This is a genomic window from Actinomadura sp. SCN-SB, assembly GCF_043906805.1.
GTDB lineage: Bacteria > Actinomycetota > Actinomycetes > Streptosporangiales > Streptosporangiaceae > Spirillospora.
Genome location: NZ_JBIMPP010000031.1, coordinates 15,939 through 40,138, shown reverse-complemented (window position 1 = coordinate 40,138; position 24,200 = coordinate 15,939). Strand labels below are relative to the sequence as shown.

At 72.7% G+C, this 24,200-nt stretch carries 22 protein-coding genes; 10 read left to right on the top strand and 12 right to left on the bottom strand.

Annotated elements, in window-relative coordinates:
• Positions 1-110: 110 nt before the first annotated feature.
• Together dxs and ACGWYJ_RS20725 are read left to right on the top strand one after the other, a co-directional pair.
• Positions 111-2,021 (top strand): 1-deoxy-D-xylulose-5-phosphate synthase, encoded by a 1,911-nt coding sequence (gene dxs, locus ACGWYJ_RS20730; RefSeq protein ID WP_395107815.1) that lies wholly within the window; start codon positions 111-113, stop codon positions 2,019-2,021.
• Positions 2,022-2,194: 173 nt separating this feature from the next.
• Positions 2,195-2,821 (top strand): hypothetical protein, encoded by a 627-nt coding sequence (locus ACGWYJ_RS20725; protein WP_395107814.1) that lies wholly within the window; start codon positions 2,195-2,197, stop codon positions 2,819-2,821.
• 9 nt (positions 2,822-2,830) lie between these two features.
• On the opposite strand, the gene ACGWYJ_RS20720 is transcribed toward ACGWYJ_RS20725, so the two are convergent.
• The 6 genes from ACGWYJ_RS20720 to ACGWYJ_RS20695 all read right to left on the bottom strand — a co-directional run bounded on the left by ACGWYJ_RS20720 (position 2,831) and on the right by ACGWYJ_RS20695 (position 10,672).
• Entirely contained in the window at positions 2,831-3,196 is a 366-nt protein-coding gene (locus tag ACGWYJ_RS20720) for a hypothetical protein (protein WP_395107813.1), read from the bottom strand.
• 115 nt (positions 3,197-3,311) lie between these two features.
• Entirely contained in the window at positions 3,312-4,658 is a 1,347-nt protein-coding gene (locus ACGWYJ_RS20715) for an FAD-dependent oxidoreductase (RefSeq protein WP_395107812.1), read from the bottom strand.
• A gap of 34 nt (positions 4,659-4,692) precedes the next feature.
• The gene (locus ACGWYJ_RS20710) at positions 4,693-6,213 is read right to left on the bottom strand and encodes an amino acid permease (RefSeq protein ID WP_395107891.1); all 1,521 of its coding nucleotides are present in this window, start codon (positions 6,211-6,213) and stop codon (positions 4,693-4,695) included.
• A 152-nt stretch (positions 6,214-6,365) separates the two neighbouring features.
• A complete protein-coding gene (locus ACGWYJ_RS20705; RefSeq protein ID WP_395107810.1) occupies positions 6,366-8,456 on the bottom strand; it encodes a 3-hydroxyacyl-CoA dehydrogenase NAD-binding domain-containing protein in 2,091 nt (696 codons plus the stop codon).
• On the bottom strand, positions 8,453-9,655 hold the full coding sequence (locus tag ACGWYJ_RS20700) for a thiolase family protein (RefSeq protein ID WP_395107809.1): 1,203 nt from the start codon (positions 9,653-9,655) through the stop codon (positions 8,453-8,455). The genes ACGWYJ_RS20705 and ACGWYJ_RS20700 overlap by 4 nt, the downstream gene beginning before the upstream one ends.
• Positions 9,656-9,691: 36 nt before the next feature.
• Positions 9,692-10,672, bottom strand: coding sequence for a helix-turn-helix transcriptional regulator (locus ACGWYJ_RS20695; protein ID WP_395107808.1), 981 nt, complete (start codon positions 10,670-10,672; stop codon positions 9,692-9,694).
• A gap of 61 nt (positions 10,673-10,733) precedes the next feature.
• Between ACGWYJ_RS20695 and ACGWYJ_RS20690 the strand changes: the two genes are divergently transcribed.
• On the top strand, positions 10,734-12,965 hold the full coding sequence (locus tag ACGWYJ_RS20690; protein WP_395107807.1) for an ATP-binding cassette domain-containing protein: 2,232 nt from the start codon (positions 10,734-10,736) through the stop codon (positions 12,963-12,965).
• Here ACGWYJ_RS20690 and ACGWYJ_RS20685 read toward each other — a convergent pair.
• Genes ACGWYJ_RS20685 through ACGWYJ_RS20675 form a run of 3 tightly spaced genes read right to left on the bottom strand, consistent with a single transcriptional unit; the run spans position 12,902 to position 15,786 of the window.
• On the bottom strand, positions 12,902-14,176 hold the full coding sequence (locus ACGWYJ_RS20685; protein ID WP_395107806.1) for a sensor histidine kinase: 1,275 nt from the start codon (positions 14,174-14,176) through the stop codon (positions 12,902-12,904). The two genes, ACGWYJ_RS20690 and ACGWYJ_RS20685, sit on opposite strands and share 64 nt — an antisense overlap.
• Positions 14,173-14,835 carry a response regulator transcription factor gene (locus tag ACGWYJ_RS20680; protein ID WP_285695249.1) on the bottom strand — a complete coding sequence of 221 codons (663 nt, stop codon included), beginning with the start codon at positions 14,833-14,835 and terminating at the stop codon, positions 14,173-14,175. The genes ACGWYJ_RS20685 and ACGWYJ_RS20680 overlap by 4 nt, the downstream gene beginning before the upstream one ends.
• A gap of 51 nt (positions 14,836-14,886) precedes the next feature.
• Positions 14,887-15,786 (bottom strand): SMP-30/gluconolactonase/LRE family protein, encoded by a 900-nt coding sequence (locus tag ACGWYJ_RS20675; RefSeq protein WP_395107805.1) that lies wholly within the window; start codon positions 15,784-15,786, stop codon positions 14,887-14,889.
• Between the two features lie 202 nt (positions 15,787-15,988).
• Between ACGWYJ_RS20675 and ACGWYJ_RS20670 the strand changes: the two genes are divergently transcribed.
• The 6 genes from ACGWYJ_RS20670 to ACGWYJ_RS20645 all read left to right on the top strand — a co-directional run bounded on the left by ACGWYJ_RS20670 (position 15,989) and on the right by ACGWYJ_RS20645 (position 20,360).
• A complete protein-coding gene (locus ACGWYJ_RS20670) occupies positions 15,989-16,510 on the top strand; it encodes a hypothetical protein (protein WP_395107804.1) in 522 nt (173 codons plus the stop codon).
• A 5-nt stretch (positions 16,511-16,515) separates the two neighbouring features.
• Positions 16,516-17,565 (top strand): peptidoglycan-binding protein, encoded by a 1,050-nt coding sequence (locus tag ACGWYJ_RS20665; protein WP_395107890.1) that lies wholly within the window; start codon positions 16,516-16,518, stop codon positions 17,563-17,565.
• Positions 17,558-18,265: an ABC transporter ATP-binding protein gene (locus ACGWYJ_RS20660; RefSeq protein ID WP_395107802.1), complete on the top strand. Its 708-nt coding sequence runs from the start codon at positions 17,558-17,560 to the stop codon at positions 18,263-18,265. The genes ACGWYJ_RS20665 and ACGWYJ_RS20660 overlap by 8 nt, the downstream gene beginning before the upstream one ends.
• The gene (locus tag ACGWYJ_RS20655; RefSeq protein ID WP_395107801.1) at positions 18,262-19,470 is read left to right on the top strand and encodes an ABC transporter permease; all 1,209 of its coding nucleotides are present in this window, start codon (positions 18,262-18,264) and stop codon (positions 19,468-19,470) included. The genes ACGWYJ_RS20660 and ACGWYJ_RS20655 overlap by 4 nt, the downstream gene beginning before the upstream one ends.
• Before the next feature lie 162 nt (positions 19,471-19,632).
• Entirely contained in the window at positions 19,633-19,995 is a 363-nt protein-coding gene (locus ACGWYJ_RS20650; protein WP_395107800.1) for a hypothetical protein, read from the top strand.
• Positions 19,996-20,036: 41 nt separating this feature from the next.
• On the top strand, positions 20,037-20,360 hold the full coding sequence (locus ACGWYJ_RS20645) for a tetratricopeptide repeat protein (RefSeq protein ID WP_395107799.1): 324 nt from the start codon (positions 20,037-20,039) through the stop codon (positions 20,358-20,360).
• A 7-nt stretch (positions 20,361-20,367) separates the two neighbouring features.
• Here ACGWYJ_RS20645 and ACGWYJ_RS20640 read toward each other — a convergent pair whose 3' ends face one another.
• The 3 genes from ACGWYJ_RS20640 to ACGWYJ_RS20630 form a co-directional block, all read right to left on the bottom strand.
• Positions 20,368-21,714 carry a ribonuclease D gene (locus ACGWYJ_RS20640; protein ID WP_395107889.1) on the bottom strand — a complete coding sequence of 449 codons (1,347 nt, stop codon included), beginning with the start codon at positions 21,712-21,714 and terminating at the stop codon, positions 20,368-20,370.
• A 235-nt stretch (positions 21,715-21,949) separates the two neighbouring features.
• On the bottom strand, positions 21,950-22,576 hold the full coding sequence (locus tag ACGWYJ_RS20635) for a DUF3000 domain-containing protein (protein WP_395107798.1): 627 nt from the start codon (positions 22,574-22,576) through the stop codon (positions 21,950-21,952).
• A 136-nt stretch (positions 22,577-22,712) separates the two neighbouring features.
• Entirely contained in the window at positions 22,713-22,946 is a 234-nt protein-coding gene (locus tag ACGWYJ_RS20630) for a hypothetical protein (RefSeq protein ID WP_395107797.1), read from the bottom strand.
• 184 nt (positions 22,947-23,130) lie between these two features.
• Between ACGWYJ_RS20630 and hemE the strand changes: the two genes are divergently transcribed.
• Positions 23,131-24,189, top strand: a complete 1,059-nt coding sequence (gene hemE, locus ACGWYJ_RS20625; RefSeq protein ID WP_395107796.1) for a uroporphyrinogen decarboxylase — start codon at positions 23,131-23,133, stop codon at positions 24,187-24,189.
• Positions 24,190-24,200 lie beyond the last annotated feature (11 nt).

The following is a 24,200-nucleotide window of genomic DNA, read 5'->3' as shown; positions in this document are numbered from 1 at the left end:
CGGAACGGCCCGCGGACCAGGGTCAGAGTCGCCCCTGGGGCGGACCCCCAGCCCTCGGGGGCTTCGCCCGAAGAGCGACGGCAGGGCCCCTGATGGAGGAGTTGACGCGCGTGTCTCTGCTGGAGTCGATCCGGAGTCCGCAGGACCTCAAGCGACTGGACGCCACGGAGCTGCCCCTGCTCGCCGAGGAGATCCGTGAGTTCCTGGTGGACGCCGTGGCGAAGACCGGCGGGCACCTCGGACCCAACCTGGGAGTGATCGAACTCACCATCGCGCTGCACCGCGTGTTCGACTCGCCCCGCGACAAGATCCTCTTCGATACCGGCCACCAGTGCTACGTGCACAAGCTGCTCACGGGCCGGCACGATTTCTCCTTGCTGAAGCAGCGCGGCGGGCTGTCGGGCTACCCGAGCGGAGCCGAGTCCGAGCACGACGTCATCGAGAACTCGCACGCCTCCACCGCGCTCTCGTACGCCGACGGGCTGGCCAAGGCGTTCGAGCTGCGCGGCGAGACCGACCGCGTGGTGGTCCCGGTGGTCGGGGACGGCGCGCTGACCGGCGGGATGTGCTGGGAGGCGCTGAACAACATCGCCGAGGGGCGCGACCGCCGCGTCATCATCGTGGTGAACGACAACGGCCGCTCCTACTCGCCCACCATCGGCGGGCTGGCCCGCCACCTGGCCGACCTGCGGGTCACCTCGACCTACGAGCACGCGCTGGAGCTCATCAAGAAGACGGTGCCGCGCGCTCCCGTCGTCGGCAACGCCGCGTACGAGACGCTGCACGGCATCAAGAAGGGCTTGAAGGACATCCTGCAGCCGCAGGCGATGTTCGAGGACCTCGGCCTGAAGTACGTCGGGCCCATCGACGGCCACGACGAGCAGGCCGTCGAGCACGCCCTGCGCAAGGCGCACGACTTCGGCGGCCCGGTGATCGTCCACTGCATCACGCGTAAGGGCAACGGCTACGCGCCCGCGGAGAACGACGACGAGGAGCAGTTCCACTCGCCCGGCCCGTACGACCGCAAGACCGGCGTGCAGAAGCCCAAGGGCCGCATCTGGACCAACGTGTTCAGCGAGGAGATGGTGGCGCTCGGCGCCGAGCGCGACGACATCGTGGGGATCACCGCGGCGATGCTGCACCCGGTGGGGCTGGCCGCGTTCGCCGAGGCGTACCCGGACCGGATCTACGACGTGGGCATCGCCGAGCAGCACGCGGTGACCTCCGCGGCCGGGCTGGCGCTGGGCGGCCTGCACCCGGTGGTGGCGATCTACGCCACGTTCCTCAACCGGGCCTTCGACCAGGTGCTGATGGACGTGGCGCTGCACAAGCAGGCGGTCACGTTCGTCCTGGACCGTGCCGGGGTGACCGGCGACGACGGCCCCAGCCACAACGGCATGTGGGACCTGTCGATCCTGCAACTGGTGCCGGGCATGCGGATCGCGGTGCCGCGCGACGGCGCCCGCGTGCGCGAGCTGCTGCGCGAGGCGGTGGCGGTCGAGGACGGCCCCACCGCGCTGCGCTTCCCCAAGGGCCCGGTGGCGGACGACGTCGAGGCGGTCGGCGCGCTCGGCGGCATGGACGTGCTGGCCCGGCACGACGGTGCCAACGGCACCCGGGTGCTGGTGGTCGCCGTGGGCGCGATGGCCACCCCCGCGGTCGAGGTGGGGGAACGGCTCGCCGCGCAGGGCATCGGCGCCACCGTGGTCGACCCCCGGTGGGTCAAGCCGCTCGACCCCGAGCTGGTGCAAGCCGCGGCCGGGCACAGCATGGTCGCGGTCGTCGAGGACAACGGCAGGGTCGGCGCCGTGGGCGACGCGGTGGCCCGGCTGCTGCGCGACTCGGGCGTGGACGTGCCGGTCCGTACGTTCGGCATCCCGCAGGAGTTCCTCGACCACGCCAAGCGGGCGATGATCCTGGACGATCTGGGGCTGACGCCGCAGGCGCTGGCCCGCGACATCATCGCCGCCGTGAGCCGGATCGCCTCGTCCGAGGCACGCGAGCCCGCCCCGTCCGACTGACCACGCCCCAGGCCGTCTCCGGCCCGCGGGAAAGACCGTCTCATGTCCGCGTCATGGGAAGGTCGCCTCCCGTGTGCCGGAGCGTCGTCTCCCGATCGCCGCCGATTACGTTGTGCGAGCGTACCGAGGCTCTAGGTATCCGGCCTCTATGGATCGGCAGGACGGGGGAGCACATGGGTGACAACACGAACCTGGGGGTTGGCCTGCGCCGCACCATGCCGGTGGTGGTGCTGGCGGCCGTGACCGCGATGTCCTCGGCGGCGACGGCGGCGCCCGAACGGCCGCGGCGGCAGCAGGCGTCCGCGGGGCAGTCGCCGCAGACACGGCCGGCGCAGCCGTGGACGGCCGCGCCCGACGACGAGGCGGTGGCGCACGTGCCCTGCGCGCGCGGCGCCGCGGACACCGCGCTGGCCCGCGCGATCAGGGCGGGCGGCCGGATCGCGCTGGTGCCCAACTGCACCTACGTCGTGACCAAGCGGCACGGCAAGAACTCCGCGCTGCCGCCGATCACCAGGGACACCGTCATCGAGGGCCGCGACTCCGTCATCACCTGGGGCGGACGGGACCGGGTGCCGGCGCTGATCGAACTCGCCGGGCAGAACGTACGGTTCGTCCTGCGCGGCGTGAGTCTCAAGCGCGGCCAGGCCATGACGACCATCCGCACCAAGCCCGGCTCGTCCGGCTCTGTCGAGAGCTACGGCAGCAACCAGGCGTTCGGCGACGGGGCCGCGTCCGTGCTCGCCTCGTGGCTGGCGACGGGGGCTGGAGGACCGTCGGACAGAGACGGCCGGCGGAAATAGCGGACGCGGCTACACGCCCTCCGCCGAGCCCAGCTGCCAGTAGTGGGTGATGGTCGCCGTGGCGGTGCCGAGGTCGCGGCCGGAGTAGGTCCACCGGCCGCGCAACCGCCATGGGCGGCCCGCCCCGTCCTGGACGAACACCTGCAAGGGGAACGACGCGTCGTGCGCGCGGATGACACCGGTGGTGTCGACGGTGGCGCGTAGCTCTGGATCTCCCTCGCACCGCACGCCCATGACGCGCGTGCCGGGATCCTGGCGCAGCAACCCCTGCGTCAGGTCGTAGACGAGTACGGACACGTAGTCGGGGCCGAGCCACCGCAGATCGGGCAGCCGCTCCGGAGGGGGGAATCCGTACAGCTCTGGACCGCCGGTCACACGCGCACCGTAGCGCTCTGTAGAGGTCTACGTCACTAGTTCAAACATGCGATCCTGCGCAGGACCATGCTCTGACCCGCGCCGACCCGCGCCGATCTCCCTTTCACGGGGGCGGTCACTCCGGATGGCAGGCCGCGCACATCGCGTCCCAGCGCGCCAGCTTCACCCGTTCGCCGCGGCTCAGGGAACGGGCCAGCTCGATCTCGGCGGCGTCGAGGTTGAGCCAGTCGTCGTAGGTGACGACCCGCAGCCCGCGCGACTCCAGCAGGTCCTCGATGGTGCCGCCGGGACGCGGGCCGTCGGGGTCGAAGTCCTCCAGCAGGTTGCGCACGGTCTCGGCGGCGTCGGACTTGTTGGTGCCCACGACCCCGGTGGGTCCGCGCTTGATCCAGCCCGCCACGTACTCGCGCGGGATCGGCGCGCCGTCCGGCCCGAGGATCCGCCCGGCCGCGTTCGGGACGACGGAGGCGCGGTCGTCGAACGGGACGCCGTCCAGCGCCACGCTCTGGTAGCCGACCGACCGCAGCACCAGGCCGACGGGCAGCGTCTCGTGCTCGCCGGTGCCGCGGACACGTCCCGACTCGTCCAGCGTCGTGCGCTCCAGCCGCAGGCCCTCCACCCGCCCGGTGCCGAGGATCTCCGCGGGCGCGCGCCAGAACCGCACGTCGATGCGGCGGGGGAGGGCCGGGTCGGGCTCGGCGGTCCAGCCGTTCAGGACCTTGACGTTGCCGCGCGCCTGCCGGTCGGACTCGGCCAGCCGCGCGCTCGCGGGGTCGAGGTCCATGTCCTCAGGACGGACGTGCACGCCGACGCCGGGAAGCTCGCCCAGCTCGCGCAGCTCCTTGGTGGTGAACTTGGCCTGCGCCGGGCCGCGCCGCCCGATCATGTGGATCCGCGTGACCCGGCTGGCCGCCAGCGCGTCCAGCACGTGCTCGGGGACATCGGTCTCGCGCAGCTCGTCGGCGGTCTTGGCCAGGATCCGCACGACGTCCACGGCCACGTTGCCGACGCCGATGACCGCGACCTCCTCGGCGGTGAGGTCGAAGACGTGGTCGGCGGCGTCGGGATGGCCGCAGTACCAGTTGACGAAGTCGGTGGCGGCGACGCTGCCCGGCAGGTCCTCGCCGGGCACGCCGAGGCGCCGGTCGACCATCGCGCCGGTGGAGTACAGCACGGCGTCGTAGCAGCCGAGCAGGTCGGCGCGGGTCAGGTCGCGGCCCAGCTCCACGCAGCCGAAGAACCGCACCGCGGGGTTCTCCAGCACCCGCTGCAGGTACCGGGCGATCGACTTGATCGACTTGTGGTCCGGGGCGACGCCATATCTGACCAGGCCGTACGGCGTGGGCAGCCGGTCGAAGACGTCCACCCTCACGTTCCCGTCGGTCTGCTTGACCAGGGCCTCGGCGGCGTACAGGCCCGCGGGCCCGGAGCCGATCACTGCGACACGCGGAGGAGCAGCCATGCGGGCCATTGTGCCTCAGCCGATCGGCGGTCTCTCAGGCGACGGGATCTTTAGGGCCGATCACCGGGCCTTCGCCCATCTTGGCGGCGGTGTCCAGATGGCTGTGCCGGCGGCCGTAGAAGAAGTAGACGACGAAGCCGACGCCCAGCCAGACCAGGAACCGTATCCAGGTCTCCACCGGCAGGTTGACCATGATGAACAGGCAGCCCAGCACCGCCAGCGCCGGCACCACGGGGACGAGCGGCGCGCGGAACCCGCGGTGGAGGTCGGGACGGGTGCGGCGCAGCACCACGACGGCGATCGAGACGACCAGGAACGCGAACAGCGTGCCGATGTTGACCAGCTCCGCCAGCGCGGCCAGCGGGATGAACCCGGCCAGCACGGCGGCGATCACGCCCATCAGGATGGTGGACCGGTACGGGGTGCCGAACCGCGGGTGGACGGCCGACAGCCATTCGGGCAGCAGCCCGTCCCGGCTCATCGCGAAGAACACCCGGCTCTGCCCGAGCAGCAGGATCAGCACCACCGTGGTGAGCCCGGCCACCGCCCCGATGCTGATCACGGTGGCGAAGCCGGGGCTGCCGACCGCCTTGAACGCGTCGGCGAGCGGGGCGGCGTCGCTCAGCCGGGTGTAGTTCTGCATGCCGACCACCACCAGCGACACCAGCGCGTACAGGACGGCGGTGATGACCAGCGAGCCGATCAGGCCGATGGGCAGGTCGCGCTGCGGGCGGCGGGCCTCCTCGGCGGCGGTGGCGACGATGTCGAAGCCGATGTAGGCGAAGAACACCACGGCGATCGCGGCGAACACGCCGAGCCAGCCGAAGCTGACCGGGGTGATGCCGAACAGCACCTGGATCAACGGCGCCTTGCCTCCCTCGACGTTGGGGGTGGACTGCGACGGCGGGATGAACGGGGTGTAGTTGTCGGCCTTGACGTAGAACATCCCGGCGACGATGACCAGCAGCACCACGAACAGCTTGACCGCGACGATCAGCGCGTTCACCCGCGAGGAGATCTTCACCCCGGCCACCAGCACCGCGGTGACGGCCAGCACCAGCAGGATCGCGGGGACGTTGAGGATCCCGCCGGCCTCGCCCGGCGGGTTGGCCCAGTCCGCCGGGATGGTCCAGCCCCAGGAGTCCAGCAGCGAGGCGGCGTATCCGGACCAGCCCACCGCGACCACGGCGGCGGCCAGCGCCAGCTCCAGGATCAGGTCCCAGCCGATGATCCACGCAGGCAGTTCGCCGAGCGTGGCGTAGGAGTAGGTGTAGGCCGAGCCCGCCACCGGGACGGTGGAGGAGAACTCGGCGTAGCACAGCGCGGCCAGCCCGCACACGATGGCGGCGAGGATGAACGACAGCGCGACCGCCGGTCCGGCCTTGTCCTTGGCGACCTGGCCGGTCAGGACGAAGATCCCGGTGCCGATGATCACCCCGATGCCGAACACGGTCAGGTCCGCGGCCGACAGCTCCCGGCGCAGCCGGTGCTCGGGGCTCTCGGCCTCGGTGTCGCGTATCGAGTCCTCGACGCTCTTCGTGCGGAACAGGGACACGCCGTCCTCCTCGGCGGGGGCCAGGTACGCGCCTATGCTCACCGATTGTGAGCGGTCGAAACCCCCCACCGGCCGCTTTGGGAGGAAGACACGACAAGGGCGTCCCGAAGGTGACATCCGGAACGCCCGTGTTGTCGTGAAACGCCTGGTGGTCAGCGCGGTAGCGAGGCCACGCCCGGCTCCAGGAAGCGGGCGCCGTTCACCCGCTCGCTCACTCCGGCGCGGTCCAGGTACGGGGTGATCCCGCCCAGGTGGAACGGCCATCCGGCGCCGAGCAGCAGGCACAGGTCGATGTCCTGCGGCGCGGCCACCACGCCCTCGTCCAGCATGATCCGGATCTCCTCGGCGAGGCCGCGCAGCGCGCGGTCCAGCACCTGCTCCTCGGTGGACGGCGAGGTCCCGCCGCTGAGGATCTCGACCGCCTCGGGGTCGAGGGTGAGGTCGGGACGGTAGACGCCGGTCTTGCCCGAAGCCACGAACTTGGCGAACCGCTCCGACAGCGGGAACCGTTCGGGGAAGGCGGCGTGCAGGGTCTCGTTGACGTGCAGCGCGACGGCCGGTCCGACCAGGCCCAGCAGGACGAACGGCGGCATCGGCAGCCCGAGCGGGGCGACGGCGCGCTCGGCGACCTCGATCGGGGTGCCCTCCTCCACGGTCTGAATGATCTCGACCATCAGCCGCAGCAGGATCCGGTTGACCACGAACGCGGGCGCGTCCTTGACCAGCACGCAGGACTTCTTCAGCCGCTTGCCGGTCTCGAACGCGGTGGCCAGGGTCGCGTCGTCGGTCTCCGCGCCGCGCACGATCTCCAGCAGCGGGAGCACGGCCACCGGGTTGAAGAAGTGGTATCCCACCACCCGCTCGGGGTGCCGGAGCCCGGAGGCCATCTCCGTGACCGACAGCGAGGAGGTGTTGGTCGCCAGCACGCACTCGGGTGAGACGTGCTCCTCCAGTTCGGCGAACACCGCCCGCTTGACGTCCAGGTCCTCGAAGACGGCCTCGATGACGAGGTCGGCGTCGGCGAAGGCGTCCTTGGTCAGCGACCCGGTGATGAGCGACGTGAGGCGGTTGGCCTTGTCGGGCGACAGACGTCCCTTGCCGAGCAGCCTGCCGATCTCGGCGTGCGCGTGGCCGACGCCGTTGTCGAGGCGTTCGCGGTCGAGGTCGGTGAGCACGACCGGGACCTCCAGGCGGCGGGCGAACAGCACCGCGAGCTGGGAGGCCATCAGACCGGCGCCGACCACGCCGACCTTGGTCACGGGACGGGCCTGGTCCTTGGGAGGCGCCCCGGCGGGCCGCTTGGCGCGCTTCTGGGTGAGGTCGAACGCGTACAGTCCCGCGCGAAGCTCGTCGCTCATGATGAGGTCGGCCAGGGCCTCGTCCTCGGCGGCGAAGCCCTCGTCGCGGGTCCGGTCTTTGGCGGCCTCGACCAGGTCGAGGGCGCGGGTGAAGGCCGGGGCCGCGCCGTGCAGCCTGCCCTCAACCGTCCAGCGGGCCTGCGCGACGGCGTCGTCCCACGCCTTGCCGGTGTCGACGGGCTCGCGCTCGACCGTCAGCTCGCCCCTGAGGACGGTGGCGGTCCAGGCCAGCGACTCCTCCAGGAAGCCGGCCGAGTCGAGGAGCGCGTCCGCCATGCCCAGCTCGTACGCCTGCCCGCCCGTGAGCGTCCGGTTCTGGGCGAGCGGGTTGTCGATGATGACCCGCAGCGCCCCGGCCGCGCCGATCAGGCGCGGGAGCAGGTACGTCCCGCCCCATCCGGGCACCAGGCCGAGGAAGGTCTCGGGCAGCGCCACCGCGGGGACGCCCGAGGAGATCGTCCGGTACGTGCAGTGCAGCGCGACCTCGACGCCGCCGCCCATCGCCGCGCCGTTGACGTAGGCGAACGACGGCACGTCCAGCTCGCCCAGGCGCCGGAACACGTCGTGGCCCAGCCTGGCGATGGCCTTGGCGTCCTCGCGGGTGCGGATCAGCGGGACGCCCTTGAGGTCGGCGCCCACGGCGAAGACGAACGGCTTGCCGGTGATGCCGACGGCCACGATGTCGTCGCGGGCGGCGACCGTGTCGAGGGCGGCGTTCAGCTCGGCCAGCCCGGCGGGCCCGAAGGTGTTGGGCTTGGTGTGGTCGTGCCCGTTGTCGAGGGTGATCAGCGCCAGCGTGCCCGCGTCGCGCGGCAGCGTCACGTCGCGGACGAGCGCGCGGGTCACCACCTCGCCGGAGAAGAGCTCGTTGACCGCGGTGCTCACTTGGCGCCCTCCCAGTTGGTGTTCTCCCAGAGGACGGTGCCGCCCATCCCCATGCCGACGCACATGGTGGTCAGCCCGTACCGGACGTCCGTGCGCTCCTCGAAGAGCCGGGCGAGCTGGTTCATCAGCCGGACGCCGGAGGAGGCCAGCGGATGGCCGACCGCGATCGCGCCGCCCCACGGGTTCACCCGGGGATCGTCGTCGTCGATCTTGAAGTGCTCGCAGAACGCCAGCACCTGGACGGCGAACGCCTCGTTGATCTCGATCAGGCCGATGTCGTCCATGGTGAGCGCGTTGCGGGCGAGCAGCCTCTCGGTGGCCGGCACCGGGCCCACGCCCATCACCTCGGGCTCCACCCCCGCGAACGAGAAGTCGACCAGCCGCATCCGCGGGGTGAGGTCCAGCTCGCGGGCCTCGTCCTCGGCGGCGATCAGGCAGGCGGTGGCGCCGTCGTTCAGCCCGGCGGCGTTGCCCGCGGTGACGTTGCCGTGCACCCGGAACGGCGTCTTCAGCCCGGCCAGACCGTCCATCGTGGTGTCGGGACGCGGCGGCTCGTCCTCGGTGGCCAGCCCCCAGCCCCGTTCGGACGACCGGACCGCGACGGGCACCAGGTCGGGCTGGATCTTGCCCGCGGCGTAGGCGGCGGCCAGCTTGTGCTGGCTGCGCACCGCGTAGGCGTCGGCCCGCTCCTTCGTGATCTGCGGGAAGCGGTCGTGCAGGTTCTCCGCGGTCGAGCCCATGACCAGTGCGGACGGATCGACCAGCCGGTCGGCCAGGAACCGCGGGTGGGGATCGACGCCCTCGCCCATCGGATGCCGGCCCATGTGCTCGACGCCGCCGGCGATGGCCACGTCGTAGGAGCCGAACGCGATTCCCGCCCCGGCGGTGGTCACGGCCGTCATCGCGCCCGCGCACATCCGGTCGATGGCGTAGCCGGGCACGCTCGTGGGCAGCCCGGCCAGCACGGCGGCGGAGCGGCCGATCGTCAGGCCCTGGTCGCCGGTCTGGGTGGTGGCGGCGATGGCGACCTCGTCCACCCGCTCCGGCGGGAGGGACGGGTTGCGGCGCAGCAGCTCGCGGATCGCGCGGACCACCAGGTCGTCGGCGCGCGTCTCCGCGTAGATCCCCTTGGGTCCTGCCTTGCCGAACGGTGTGCGTACGCCGTCGACGAACACGACGTCACGTGCGGTACGAGGCACGGCGCGCCCTCTCTACTCGGGAGTAACAAGCCAATCCTACTCGTCAGTAATCGCTGATTCCGAACGCGTGCCCGCGATCAGGCGCTCGCCGAAGGCGGCCAGGGCGGTCCGGAACCCGGCCGGCTCGTGCACGGTGAAGTCGGCGCCGAGGAAGGCCAGGCTCGGCACCAGCCATTCCCATGTGTCGAGCCTCAGAACGGCCTCCGTCCGGCGGTCGCCCCTGGCGGTGAGCTCGGCGTCCTGGTGCCGGAAGGCGTCGGCGACCGCGTGAAGGGGCGCCTCGATGGTGAGCACGACCCGCGTGCGCGGCTTGTTGAGCCCCTGCCTCAGGTAGTCCAGCGCGCTCTCGGCGGGCAGCGGGCGTGGCGTGAAGGTGGTGGTGGACGTCTGAAGGCGGTTGATGCGGTCCACGCGGAAGATGCGCCAGTCGTCCTTGCCGGTGTCCCAGGCCAGCACCGACCACCGCAGGCGGTAGTGGACCACGCGATGCGGCTCGACCCTGCGGGACGTGACCGCGCCGTCCTTGCCGAAGTAGTCGAAGGTGACGACCAGGCGGCGCTGGATGGCCTCGGCCAGGTCCGCCAGGTGCCCGGCGCTCGTGCTCGGGGCGAACGAGGTGCCGATCTCCAGGCTCTCCCGCAACTGGGCGGCCCGGTGGCGGAGGCGCTTGGGAAGGTACTGGTCGACCTTGCCGTAGGCGCGGGTCGCCGCCTCGTCCACGCTTCCGCCGGCGGAGCCGCCGGTGGACGCGAGGGTCGCCAGGCCGAGCAGCGTCGCGATCGCCTCGTCGTCGTCCAGCGCGAGCGGCGGCATGGCGGTGCCCGCGGTCAGCCGGTAGTGACCGCCGGGACCCGGCCGCGTCTGGACGGGGTAGCCGTAGGCCCGCAGGCGGTCCACGTCCCGGCGCAGCGTGCGCGGGCTGACATCGAGGCGTGCCGCCAGTTCCTCGCCGCTGAACGACCGTCCCGTCTGAAGGGTGGTGAGCAGGGCGAGGATACGCTGGGTGATGTCCGCCATACGTCCAGTATCTCGTAATCGCGGTCAGATTCTGACCGCATCCGGATCTAGCGTCGATGGCATGGCAACGCGAACGATCCGGATCCGGCGCGCCCGGACCAACAACCTCAAGGCGCTGGACGTGGACGTCCCGAGGGGCAGGCTCGTCGTGTTCGCGGGCGTGTCGGGGTCGGGCAAGTCCTCGCTGGTGTTCGACACGATCGCGGCCGAGGCCGGGCATCAGCTGAACGAGACGTTCCCGCCGTTCACCCGCAACCGGCTCCCGCGCCGGCCCCGTCCCGAGGCGGACGAGATCAGCGGGCTGTCGCCGGTGGTGGTCATCGACCAGCGCAGGATCGGCGGGAACGCGCGCTCCACGGTCGGCACCATCACCGGCACCTGGACCTACCTGCGGCTGCTGTACTCACGCGCCGGCACGCCGCACGTCGGCGAGTCGAACCGCTTCTCGTTCAACGACCCGGCCGGCATGTGCACCACCTGCTCCGGGCTGGGCCAGGTCGTGGTGAGCGCCGTCGACCGGTTCCTCGACCTGGACAGGTCCCTGGAGGAGGGCGCGATCCTGCTGCCCGGGTTCGGCAACGGCGGCTACTGGTACTCCAAGTACGCCGACATCGGCACCTTCGACGTCCGCACCCCGCTCCGTGACTGGACCGAGGACGAGCGCCGGGCCCTGCTCTACGGCGGGGAGCACGCGGCGCGCCTGGGCACCAGACCGGCCGCCGACTACGAGGGCATCGTCGAGCGCTTCGAACGCATCTACCTGCACACCTCCGACAACCTGTCGGAGAGCAAGCAGGAGACCATCGCCCGGTTCACCCGTTCGCAGCAGTGCCCCGAATGCCACGGCGACCGGCTCAACGAGCCCGCCCGCACCGCCACCGTGCTCGGGCACACCATCGGCGAGCTGGCCCGCATGGAGATCACCGAGCTGGCCGGGCTGGTCGAGCGGGTGACCGACCCCGCCGTCGCCCCCGTCGTCGCGGCCCTGCGGGACCGGCTCGCCGCCATGATCACGATCGGGCTCGGGTACCTGCACCTCGGCCGCGCCACCACGAGCCTGTCCGGCGGCGAATCGCAGCGGATCAAGACCGTCAAGCACCTCGGCAGCAGCCTCACCGAGATGCTGTACGTGTTCGACGAGCCGACCGTGGGCCTGCACCCGCACGACGTCGCGTCGATGACCGCCCTCCTGCTGCGGCTTCGCGACCAGGGCAACACCGTGCTCGTCGTCGAGCACGACCCGGCGGTCATGGCCATCGCCGACCAGATCGTCGAGATCGGGCCCGGCGCGGGCGGCGACGGCGGGGAACTGGTCTTCCAGGGCACCTTCGACCAGCTGAAGACCGCGCGCACGGCCACCTCCGCGGCCCTCGCCACGCGCAGGCCCGCCCGTACGCGCCGGCGCGAGGCCACCGGCGCGATCACGGTGCGCGACGCCACCCGCAACAACCTCAAGAACCTCACCGTCGACATCCCCGCCGGGGTCTTCACGGTGCTCACCGGGGTCGCGGGGTCGGGCAAGTCCAGCCTCGCGGCGGAACTGGTCGCGCAGCACGGGGCGATCCTGATCGACCAGAGGCCGGTCAGCGCCAACCGGCGCTCCACGCCCATCACCTACACCGGCATCGCGCCGCCCATCCGCCGGCTGTTCGCGAGGCGGAGCGGCCTGCCCGCCGGCTGGTTCAGCGCCAACTCGGAAGGCGCCTGCCCCGGATGCAGGGGACTCGGCGTGATCCACACCGACCTGGCCTTCATGGAAGGTCAGGAGACCGTCTGCGAGACGTGCCAGGGACGGCGCTTCACCGCCGAGGTGCTGCGCCACCGGGTCAACGGGCTGTCCATCGCCGACATCGACGAGCTGACGATCGGCGAGGCGCTCGGACGGCTGCCCGACGACGGGATCGCGGCGGCACTGGGGTGGCTCGACCGCGTCGGGCTCGGCTACCTGCGCCTCGGGCAGCCGCTGACGACCCTGTCGGGCGGCGAGAGCCAGCGGCTCAAGATCGCCAAGGAGCTGCGGGACGCCACCGAACCGGCCCTGTACGTCCTGGACGAGCCCACCACCGGCCTGCACCTGCGCGACACCGCCGGGCTGCTGGACGTCCTGGACCGGCTCGTCGACCGGGGCCACACCGTGGTCGTCATCGAGCACGACGTCGACGTCATCCGGCACGCCGACTGGATGATCGACCTCGGACCCGGCCCCGGCGCGCACGGCGGCCAGATCCTCTACCAGGGACCGGTCGCCGACATCGCGGGCACCGCCACCGCCGACGCGCTGCTCGCCACGTAGTCCGGGAACGCGATGGTGATCGCCAGGCCGCCGTCCTGGCGCGGCACCGTCTGGATCGTCCCGCCGTGCGCGTCCACCACGGCCCGCACGATCGACAGGCCGAGCCCGGCCCCCTGAGCCGAGCCGACCCGGTCGGTGCGCAGCCGCTGGAACGGCTCGAAGATCCGCTCGACCTCGTAGGACGGCACCGGCCTGCCGGTGTTCTCGACGCTGAGCACGGCGAGCCCGGAGCGCCTGCCGGTCCGCACCCACACCCGGCCGCCCGGCACGTTGTACTTCACCGCGTTCTCCAGGAGGTTCACCGCGCACCGCTCCAGCAGCACCGGGTCGCCCCCGACCGTGCCCGCATCCAGCTCGGCCTCCACCTCGATGCCGGTCGGCGGATCCTCCATCTGGTCGAGCGCGCTGCGCACCACGTCGGCCAGCGGGGTCGGCGTGCGCGTCGACAGCTCGCGCTCGGAACGGGCCAGCGTCAGCAGCCCCTCGATCAGCCGCTCGTGCCGGGCGGTGTTGCCCAGCAGCACGTCCGCCAGCGCCTTGGTCTCCGGCGGGTTCTTCCGGCTCGCGATCGCCACCTCCAGCACCGTGCGGTTGATCGTCAGCGGGGTGCGCAGCTCGTGCGAGGCGTTGGCGACGAACCGGCGCTGCGCGTCGAACGCCCGGCTCAGCCGGTCCAGCATCCGGTCGAAGGTGTCGGCCAGGTCCTTGATCTCGTCCTGCGGGCCGTCCAGCGCGATCCGCTCGTGCAGGTTGGACTGCGACAGCCGGTGCGCCGTCGCGGTCACCCGGTGCAGCGGACGCAGCATCCGGCCCGACACCACGTACCCGACCAGGACGGTCAGCGCGCCGAACACCAGCAGCATCAGCAGCGAGGTCTGGAGGAGCTGCGCCAGCACCTCCCGCTTCTGCTCCTCCAACTGGCGGTTCAGCTCCTCCCTGGCCTCGATCAGCGCGGCCGCCCGGTCGCTGTCGCCCAGGAGCCGCTCCAGCACCCCCGGACGGGGCTGGATCGGCGACAGCGTTCCCCCCACCCGCTCGTCGATGGCGCGGGCGGTCAGCACATAGCTGACCGTGACCAGCACCGCGATCGAGACGAGGAACAGCGACCCGTACACCAGCGTCAGCCGCGCCCGCACGCTCAGCCGCGGCGGACGCCGACGCGCCACGGTCCTCAGCAGCATCCGTGCCGGAGCCTTCAGCAGGGCGATCACGGCGTTCCCTCCAGCCGGTACCCGGCGCCGGTGACCGTCTCGATCACCGGCGGGTCGCCCAGCTTCTTGCGCAGGGTCGCCATCGTCACCCGCACGATGTTGCTGAACGGGTCGATGTGCTCGTCCCAGGCGCGGTCCAGCAGGGTCTCCGCGCTGACCACGCCGCCGTCGGCGCGCAGCAGCTCCTCCAGGACCGTGAACTCCTTCTTGGTGAGCCGCAGCGGCCGCCCGTCCCGTTCCACCGTCCGCCGGTGCGGATCCAGCCGCACCCCCGCCCGTTCCAGGACCGGCGGGACGGCCGGCGCCGAGCGCCGTCCCAGCGCCCGCACCCGCGCGACCAGTTCGCTGAACACGAACGGCTTGGGCAGGTAGTCGTCGGCGCCCAGCGCCAGCCCGTCCACCCGCGCGGCGACGTCCCCGGCCGCGGTCAGCATCAGGATGCGGCCGGGGTGGCGCCCCGCCAGCTCACGGCAGACCTCGTCGCCGTGCACGGTGGGCAGGTCCCGGTCCAGGACCACCACGTCGTACCCGGTGTGGGAGGTCCGCTCCAGGGCGTCGTCGCCGTCGTAGACCACGTCGACGGCGATCGCCTCCTCGCGCAACCCCTCGGCGATGGTGTCCGCGAGGATCCGCTCGTCCTCGACGATCAGTACACGCATGTCCCGGAGCATGCCCGAGACGTCGTTAAACGTGGGTAAGCCCGCGGGTCCTCAGGGCTTGACCGAGACGACGTCGTAGGGGGTCTCCGGGGTCGGCGGCGTGGTGAACCGGGCATTGGGCAGGTAGAGCCGCCCGCCGAACCGGGCCACGGTCGCCGGCACGTCGAAGTCCGGATCGGTGATCCGCTCCACGACCCGCGCCTTGCGGCCGTCCTTGGCGACCTTCAGGACGGCGATCACGTTGTCCCGGTTCTGGACGACGTACAGCGTGCTGCCGACCAGCAGCATCCCGTCCCCGAACTGGAGGGACTCGCCGTCCAGGTCGACCAGCCTGGCGTGGCCCGTCCTGGGGTCCACCGTGAACAGCCGCCCGGTGTTGGACTGGACGACCAGCAGCGACCTGCGGTCGGGGGTCTGCACGATCCCGTTGGCGTTGGTGCCCTCCTCCTGGACCCAGTCGCCGCTCAGGGGCACCGACGTGGCCTTCCCGTGGACGCCCAGCGGCAGCCGGTACAGCACCGGGTTCGCCGAGTCGGTCACGAACGCGCCGGACCGGGTGAGCACCAGGTCGTTGATGAACGCGGTGCCGGTGGTCAGCACGTGCCGCCTGAGGATCTTCCCGGTGCGCAGGTCGATCACCCGGGCGTCGCCGCCGGTGCCGCCCGCGACGTACAGGAGCCCGTTGCCGATCTTCAGCCCGAGCGACGGCGTTCCGGGACCGGGGCTGAACACCGTGCCCTTCCCGGTGCGCAGGTCGGCCCGCCAGATCCGGCCGTCCACCCGCGACCCCAGGTAGGCGTAGGTCTTGTGCCCGGTCGCGATTCCTTCGGGCTGGAACCCGTTCGGCAGTGGGATCCGGTCGGGGAGCCTGCCACCGCTCGCGTGCGCGGCGCCGCCCACGGGGACCACGAGCCCGGCCATCAGAGCGAGAAGCATCAGTCGCGATCTCATGTTGCCAAGATTGCGCGTAGCGGCCCCTCCGCACAGGCCCATGGCCCCCCGCCGTCCTGGCGACAACAGGCCAGCCACAAGTTGAACCTTCAAGCGTTTTGATCCGTGCGCCCGCCCCTCCGGCACCTAATGCGGGCTTAACCCCCTGGTGGCTGCAATGGGGGGCCGCCGGGGGCGCCGTGCTCCCGGCGGGGAGGTGGACATGAGAACTCGGGCATGGTCGCTGTGCCTCATCGTTGCGTTGCTCGTCGGGCTCGCCGGGTGCGGTGGTGAGGAGGACGGTGGCGGGGTGGCCAGCGCGGACGGAACGGCGGCCAGGGCGTCGGCCCAGGCGTCGGCGTCGCTCAGGCCGGAGGACGCGCGGCTGAAGTTCGCGCAGTGCATGCGGAGGAACGGGATCGACATGCCCGACCCGCAGCCCGACCGGAACCTCCGGACGGATCTGCGACCCGGGGGCGACCGGCGGAAGCTCCAGGCCGCGCTTGAGGCATGCCGCCATTTCCTGGAGGCCTCCGGGATGACCATCGACCCGGACGACCCGGAGATCAGGGACGCGATGGTGAAGTTCGCGCAGTGCGCCCGCCGGAACGGCATCGACATCCCCGACCCGAAGCCCGGCGAGGGGTTCGGGGGACTGCTGGGCCGCGACCGCGCGGCGTTCGAGAAGGCGCGCCCGCTGTGCGGCCACCACCTCCAGGAGATCCGCCGGAAGGTGGGCCGGTGAGGCGGATGCTCGCGGTCGGGGCGGCCGTGACGGTGGTCGCCGGGGGCGGTGCCGCGTTCGCCCTGATCGGGGACGACGGTGACGCGCGGGCGCAGGGCGGCGACGTGCGGTTGTCGACGGCCCTCGTCACCAAGGGGGACCTGGTCGACACCGAGAAGGTGGACGGCACCCTGACCTTCGAGGGAGAGCGGGACGTGTGGGTCGGCGCCTCCGGCGTGGTCACCTGGGCGCCGTCGCAAGGCGCCGTCATCGAACGCGGCGACCCCCTGGTGCGCGTGCAGAACCGGCCCGTCACGCTGATGTACGGCGGGACGCCCATGTACCGGACGATCGGGCCGGGCGTCTCGGACGGGGCGGACGTCAAGGCCCTGGAGTCCAACCTGAAGGCCCTCGGGTACGGCGACGGCCTGACGGTGGACGGCGAGTTCACCGTCGCCACCGAGGCCGCCATCAAGGAGTGGCAGGACGACAGGGGCCTGGAGGAGACGGGGCGCGTGGACGCCAAGCAGGTCGTGTTCCTGCCCGGCGCCGTGCGCGTGAAGACCGTCAAGGCCCCGGAGGGCAAGCGGGTCGCCTCCGGGCAGCCGGTGATGACGGTGGCGGGGACCCGGCGGATCGTGCACATCAACCTGGACGCCGACAAGCAGGACATGGCGGTCAAGGGCGCCAGGGTGTCGGTCGAGCTGCCCGGCGGCACGGTCGTCGCGGGCCGCATCGCGTCGGTGGGCACGGTCGCGGAGGAGACCGGCACCGAGCAGAATCCCAGGACCACGGTGGACGTGGAGATCACCCTCGACCGGAACGCCGACGCCGGGCGGCTCGACCAGGCGCCGGTGACGGTGGAGCTGGAGAGCGAGCGGCGCGAGGGCGTCCTGTCCGTCCCGATCGAGGCGCTGCTGGGCCTGCGCGAGGGCGGCTTCGGCGTCGAGGTGGTCGAGGGCGCGGGCAGGCGGATCGTCCCGGTGACGACCGGCGCGTTCGGCGGCGGCCGGGTCGAGATCAGCGGGCCGGGGCTGGCCGCGGGCATGAGGGTCGGGGTGCCCGCCGGTGAGTGAGCCGATCGTCGAGCTGGCCGGGGTCGCCAAGACGTACCCGGGCGGCGTGCGGGCGCTGCGCGGCGTGGACCTGGTGATCGGACGCGGGGAGATGACCGCCATCGTGGGGCCGTCCGGGTCGGGCAAGTCGACCCTGCTGCACCTGATCGGGACGCTGGACCGGCCCAGCGAGGGCGCCGTCCGCATCGCCGGGTACGAGGTCGCCGAGCTGCCGGACCGGGAGCTGTCGGCGCTGCGCGCGAGGCACATCGGGTTCGTGTTCCAGCAGTTCCACCTCGCGGTCGGGGTCAGCGCGCTGGACAACGTCGCCGACGGCCTCCTCTACGGAGGGAACGGCGGTTCGCGCAACACGTTGCGGCAGCGCCGGGAGCGCGCCGCCGCCGCGCTCGAACGGGTCGGGCTCGGGCATCGCACCGGGCACCGTCCCGACCAGTTGTCGGGAGGCGAGCGGCAGCGGGTCGCGGTGGCGCGGGCCGTGGTCGGCGAGCCGGACCTGCTGCTGGCCGACGAGCCGACCGGCAACCTCGACACCGCGTCCGGGACCGAGGTGCTGGACCTGCTGCGCGACCTGCACGGCACCGGCACCACCGTCGCGATCATCACGCATGACACGGAGGTCGCGGCCGCCGCGCCGCGCCGCGTCCGGGTGCGGGACGGGCGGATCGTCGCCGACGAGCGGGCGGAGGTGACGGCCCGATGAGCCGGGTGACGCCGCTGCCGCCGCTCGTCCCGGCGCGGCTGAGCGGACGGGACGTGGTCCGCACGGGCCTCGGCGGGCTGCGCGCCAGGCCGGCCCGGGTGGTGCTGTCCGCGCTGGGCATCGCCATCGGGATCGCCACGATGGTCGCGGTCATCGGGATCTCCTCGTCCAGCAAGGAGGACCTGATGCGGCGGCTGGACCGGCTCGGCACCAACCTGCTGACGGCCAAGCCGGGCAGCACGCTGTTCGGCGAGGCGGCGCGGCTGCCGGAGTCGGCGCCCGCGATGGTCGCCCGGATCGGCCCGGTCACCGAGGTCGGCGCGCTCGGCACGGTCGAGGCGACCGTGCGCCGCACCGACCGGATCCCGGACGAGATCACGCACGGGATCTCCGTGCGGGCCGCCTCCACGGGGCTGCTCGCGACGCTGGACGTGCCGGTGCGGCACGGCGCCTGGCTGAATCCCGCCACCGCGCGCTACCCCGGCGTGGTGCTGGGCGCGGAGGCGGCGCGGCGGCTCGGCTTCGACCGGGCGGGCGGGCGCGTGTGGATCGGCGGCCGGTGGTTCACCGTGCTCGGCGTGCTCGGCCCCGCCGAGCTGGCCCCCGAGGTCGACCGGTCCGCGCTGGTCGGCTGGGAGGCGGCCAGGACCTACCTCGGGTTCGACGGGCATCCCACCACCGTGTACGAGCGGTCGGCCGACGACGCGGTGGAGGACGTCCGCGCCGTGCTGGGACGCACCATCAACCCGCGCAACCCCGAGGAGGTGGAGGTGAGCCGCCCATCGGACGCGCTGGAGGCCAGGGCGGCGGCAGCGGGCGCGTTCACCAACCTGCTGCTGGGGCTCGGCGCGGTCGCGCTGCTGGTCGGCGGGGTCGGCGTCGCCAACACGATGGTGATCTCCGTCCTGGAGCGGCGCCGGGAGATCGGGCTGCGCCGCTCGCTGGGCGCCACCCGCGGCCAGGTGCGCGTCCAGTTCCTGGCCGAGTCGCTGCTGCTGTCGGCGCTGGGCGGCGCGGCCGGGACCGTCCTCGGCACGGCGGTCACGGTGGCGTTCGCGCTGTACCGGGGGTGGCCGCCGGTCGTCCCGTTGTGGGCGCTCGGAGGCGCGCTCGCCGCGACGCTGGCGATCGGCACGATGGCCGGGCTCTACCCGGCGATGCGCGCGGCGCGGCTGGCGCCGACCGTGGCGCTGGCGGGCGTGTGAGACTGCCGTAGGAGGTGGGGCGTATGAGGTGCACAGGGCCCCTGTGCGGCCCTGTGCGCGGCGGCGTGGCGGCCGTGCGGCCGACGCTGGCGATGATCTCAGGGAGCGGTGCATGATTGATTCGGTCGAGGAGACCCGTCCCCGGGGGAGGTTCCCGCCGCCATGCCGGTCCCACGCCCGTTGCGCGACCGATGCCGGGAGTTCCTGGGCATCGAGAGGGAGATCCGTTACATCTTCCCCGCGATGACGTACGGGGGCGGCGCCGGGTTCATCTTCGTGGTGACCGACGAGCAGATCGCGGTGATCTCCACCGGGTCGCTCGGCGGGGCCAGGCCGCGCAGCGTGTGGGGCACCTACCCGCGGGGCACCAGGATCGGCCCGGTGGAGACGGGCAGCGGCGCGTCCTTCGAGTTCGCGGGGGCGTTCTTCGCGGTGGACGACGAGTACGTGCCGGTCATCAACGCCGCCGACACCGAGATCTTCGCCCGGGACAGCCTGCCCCGCGACCCCCTCCCCGATCTGTGAGCCCGCGGAATACGCGGAGGGCGCGACCGGTTGCGCCGGGCATGGAGCAGCTTTTCGAGACCTACGAGAGGGCCAGGCTGTACTTCGAGATGCGCGATCCCGCCGAGGCGGCGCGGATCCTGGAGCCGCTGGCCGAAGAGCAGCCCGGCAACCGCAGCGTGATCGAGCTGCTCGGCCGTGCCTACTACCACTCCGCCCAGCTCTCGCGGGCGGAGGCGACGTTCCGCCGGCTGGTGGAGCTCGACCCGTGCAACGCCTGGGCGCACGAGGTGCTGGCCAGGACGCTGGAGCGGCAGAGCCGCGCCGACGAGGCCGCGCCCTTCCGCAAGCTGGCCCTGGCCATGGGAGGCAAAACCGCCTTCTGAACGCGGGCTAGCGGTCGCGCTCGCACTCCACCCGTTGCAGGGCCTTCGCCAGGGGCTTGGCGACGAGACCGACCTGCCAGGCGCGCGCTCCGAGGGTGAGCAGCGCCGAGCGGATCGCCTCGGTCGTGCACTCTTCCGGCGGCGTCCACGCCAGCCTGCGGACGAAGTCGGGCTGCAACAGGTTCTCGCTGGGCATCGTGTGCTCGTCGGCCAGGGCCGACACCACGGCGCGGGCCGCGGTCAGCCGCTTGGCCGCCTCGGGGTCGCGCTCGGCCCACCGGTGCGCGGGCGGCGGCCCGTCACCGGGCAGGTTGGCCTCGGGCAACGCCCGGTCGGGCAGCGCCCGTGCCCGGGACACCGCCCGCAACCAGGCCGACTGGTGACGGCGGGCGCCGCGATTGCGCAGCGCGGGCAGGGCTTGCAGCTCGGCCGTGTTCTTCGGCGTGTTCAGGGCCAGCTCGACGATCGCGGCGTCCTGGAGGACCCGCCCAGGGGACAGGTCCCGCTCCTGGGCGATCCTGTCGCGGGTCTCCCACACCTCGCGGACGACCGCCAGCGCCCGGCGGTTGCGCACGCGGTGGATGCCGGACGTGCGGCGCCACGGGTCCGGACGGGGCGCACGTGGCGGTGTGGCAAGGATCGCCGCGAACTCCTCCAGCGCCCACTCCAGCTTGCCCGCCGCGCGCAGCCGGGCGTCCAGCTCGTCGCGCAGCTCCACCAGCAGCTCGACGTCCAGCGCCGCGTACCGCAGCCAGTCCTCCGGCAGCGGACGGGTGGACCAGTCGGCGGCCGAGTGCCCCTTCTCCAGGACGAAGCCGAGGATGTTCTCCACCATGGAGCCCAGCCCCACCCGGGGGTAGCCGAGCAGCCGTCCGGCCAGCTCGGTGTCGAACAGCCGCCGCGGCACCAGGCCGACCTCCGCCAGGCAGGGCAGGTCCTGGTTGGCGGCGTGCAGCACCATCTCGGCGTCTTCGAGCGCCGCGTCCAGCCCGGACAGGTCGGGCAGCGCGATCGGGTCGATCAGCGCGGTGCCGGCGCCGGCCCGGCGGAGCTGGATGAGGTAGGCGCGCTGCCCGTACCGGTAGCCGGACGCCCGCTCGGCGTCCACCGCGACCGGGCCGGACCCGGCGGCGAACGCCTCGATGACACGTTCCAAACCCGGGACGTCGACGACCACCGGCGGGACGCCCTCACGCGGTTCGAGCAGCGGAACGGCGGCGGGCCTCCCCGGCTCGGCGCTCGCACCGGCGGCCTTGGCGGCCTCGTCCGCCCCGGCGGCCGTCGCCTCGCGCACCGCCTGGGACGCGGGGGCCGCAGGGGGCGCGGTGGCCGGGCCCGGCGGGGTGGACGCCATGGACGGGGTGGTCGGGGCGGGCGTCGCCTTGGGGCGTGCGGGTCCCTGCGGTGCCGAAGGGGATTCCCGGTCTGAGGTCTGGCCGTTCCCGGCGGGGTCGATGGACTGGTCTGTCGTGGCGTACTCCTCGGACATCACGGCGGGCCTGCCGGCCCGCGGACGAGACGGCCGCCGGCACCCTCCGGCCGCCTCGGTCTCCGGCGCTGTGCTTCCCACGCTCCCTACCGTACGTGCCTCAGGGCGCGCCGCCGCCGGGGCGGTCGGGCAGCGCGGTGACGCCCGTGGGCGGCAGCCCCGCCGTGGTGCACATGACCTCGCACCAGGCGGCGATGTGGCCCGCCAGGTCGTCGCTCGTGGGGGACCAGGAGGCGCGCAGCTCCAGCTCGGTGGTGGACGGCTCGCCGGCCTTGTCGCCGAAGCTCTCGGAGACGGCGCGGGTCACCGTGCCGGACTCGCCCGAGTACCCGGCGGGCTCCAGGGCCTCCAGCAGCCAGTCCCACGCCACCGAGCCGATCAGCTCGTCCGCGGCGATCTCCGGCTCCAGGTCGGCCCGGATGTAGGCCACGATCCGGAAGCCGCCGCTCCACTCGGCGCGGCCGTCGGGGTCGTAGAGGACGATCAGGCGGCCCATCGCGACCTCGGTGTCGTCCTCGCGGTAGACGCTGCCGGAGATGGCCGCGGCGTACGGCGCCAGCCGCTGCGGGGCGGGCATCTCCTCAAGGTCGAGCTCGGGCCGTAGCGGGGGTCCTTCGAGGAACGACTTGAGCGTGTCGAGGGCGCGCTGGAACGGGGCGGGCACGGCGGGCGGAGAGGCCGACGCCGCCGGGTCGTCCTGGGGCGGGGTCTGCGCCGCGGGGCTCATGACAGGACCGGCCGGTGTGCGGGCGCACACCACCGGAACGCGGTGGGCGCAGGCGGGGCCTGGACTGGGGGCGGTCGATGCCGTCGGTGGGGAAGGTGGCACAGCACAGGTGGTTTCGATTCGGGAGCCGGGCCGGTCAGGCCACGGCCCGCAGGGACGCGGCCCGCTCGGGCCGGGGGGCGCCGGATGCCGTGGGACGCGCGCTCGCCGCCACCGTCACCGGAACCGGCGGCGGCGCGTTCAGCGGAAGCCCGACCAGGATGGCCGCGCCGCACGCCACGCAGGCCCGTTCGGGACAGTCGGAACCATGCCCGTCCGGACACGGCGGCCGCTCGACATCGCGCTCGTCGCCGCAGGTGGAACAGTACAAGGGGGACCTCCCTCGGCTATGACACGGATCACGTTCGCATGAGCGGCCGACAGAATGCGGGACTTCGCTCGGCGTGTCCGGAACTTCGCGCGTGCGTTCGAGCCGGGGCCGCCGGCGGAACCGCGACCAAGGCGGTGCGGAGGGTCGGTGCGGATCGGTGTGGCGCCCATGGGACCATCGACGGGTGGTTGTCAATGGTGATGTCCGGCACGGTGATCCCGGGCACGGGGCCTTCCTGAAGGCGTGCCGCCGCGAGCCGGTCCCGCATACCCCGGTGTGGTTCATGCGGCAGGCCGGCCGGTCGCTGCCCGAGTACCTGAAGGCGCGCGAGGGCGTGGCGATGCTGGAGGCGTGCGCCCGTCCCGACCTGATCGTGGAGATCACGATGCAGCCGGTGCGCCGATACGCGGTGGACGCGGCGATCTTCTTCAGCGACATCATGGTGCCGCTCAAGGCGATCGGGGTGGACCTGGAGATCGCGCCGGGCGTCGGCCCGGTGATCGCCGACCCGATCCGGGACGCGGCGGGCGCGGCCCGGCTGCGGCCCCTGGTGCCCGAGGACGTCCCCTATGTGAGCGAGGCCGTGCGCGGGCTGGTCGGGGAGCTGCGCGGCACGCCGCTGATCGGGTTCGCCGGTGGCCCGTTCACGCTCGCCTCGTACCTGATCGAGGGAGGCCCGTCCAAGAACCACGACCGGACGAAGGCCATGATGTACGGCGAGCCGGCGCTGTGGGCCGAGCTGATGGACCGGCTGGCCGACATCACGATCGCGTTCCTGAAGGTGCAGGTGACCGCGGGCGCGAGCGCGGTGCAGGTGTTCGACTCCTGGGTGGGCGCGGTCGCCCCCGAGGACTACCGCGCCTCGGTGCTGCCCCACACGTCGCGGATCTTCGCCGAGATCGAGGCGCTGGGCGTCCCCCGGATCCATTTCGGTGTCGGCACGGGGGAGCTGCTCGGCCTGATGGGCGAGGCCGGGGCGGACGTCGTGGGCGTCGACTGGCGGGTCCCGCTGGACGAGGCGGCCCGCAGGGTGGGGCCCGGCAAGGCGCTGCAAGGCAATCTGGACCCGGCGATCCTGTTCGCCCCGTGGGACGTGGTGGAACGCCGGGCCAAGGACGTGCTGGCGCGGGGCCGCGCGGCCGAGGGTCACGTGTTCAACCTCGGCCATGGCGTGCTGCCGTCCACCGACCCCGATGTGCTGGCCCGCCTCGCGGACCTCGTCCACGAGGCGAGCGCGCGCTAGCCCCGTGGACG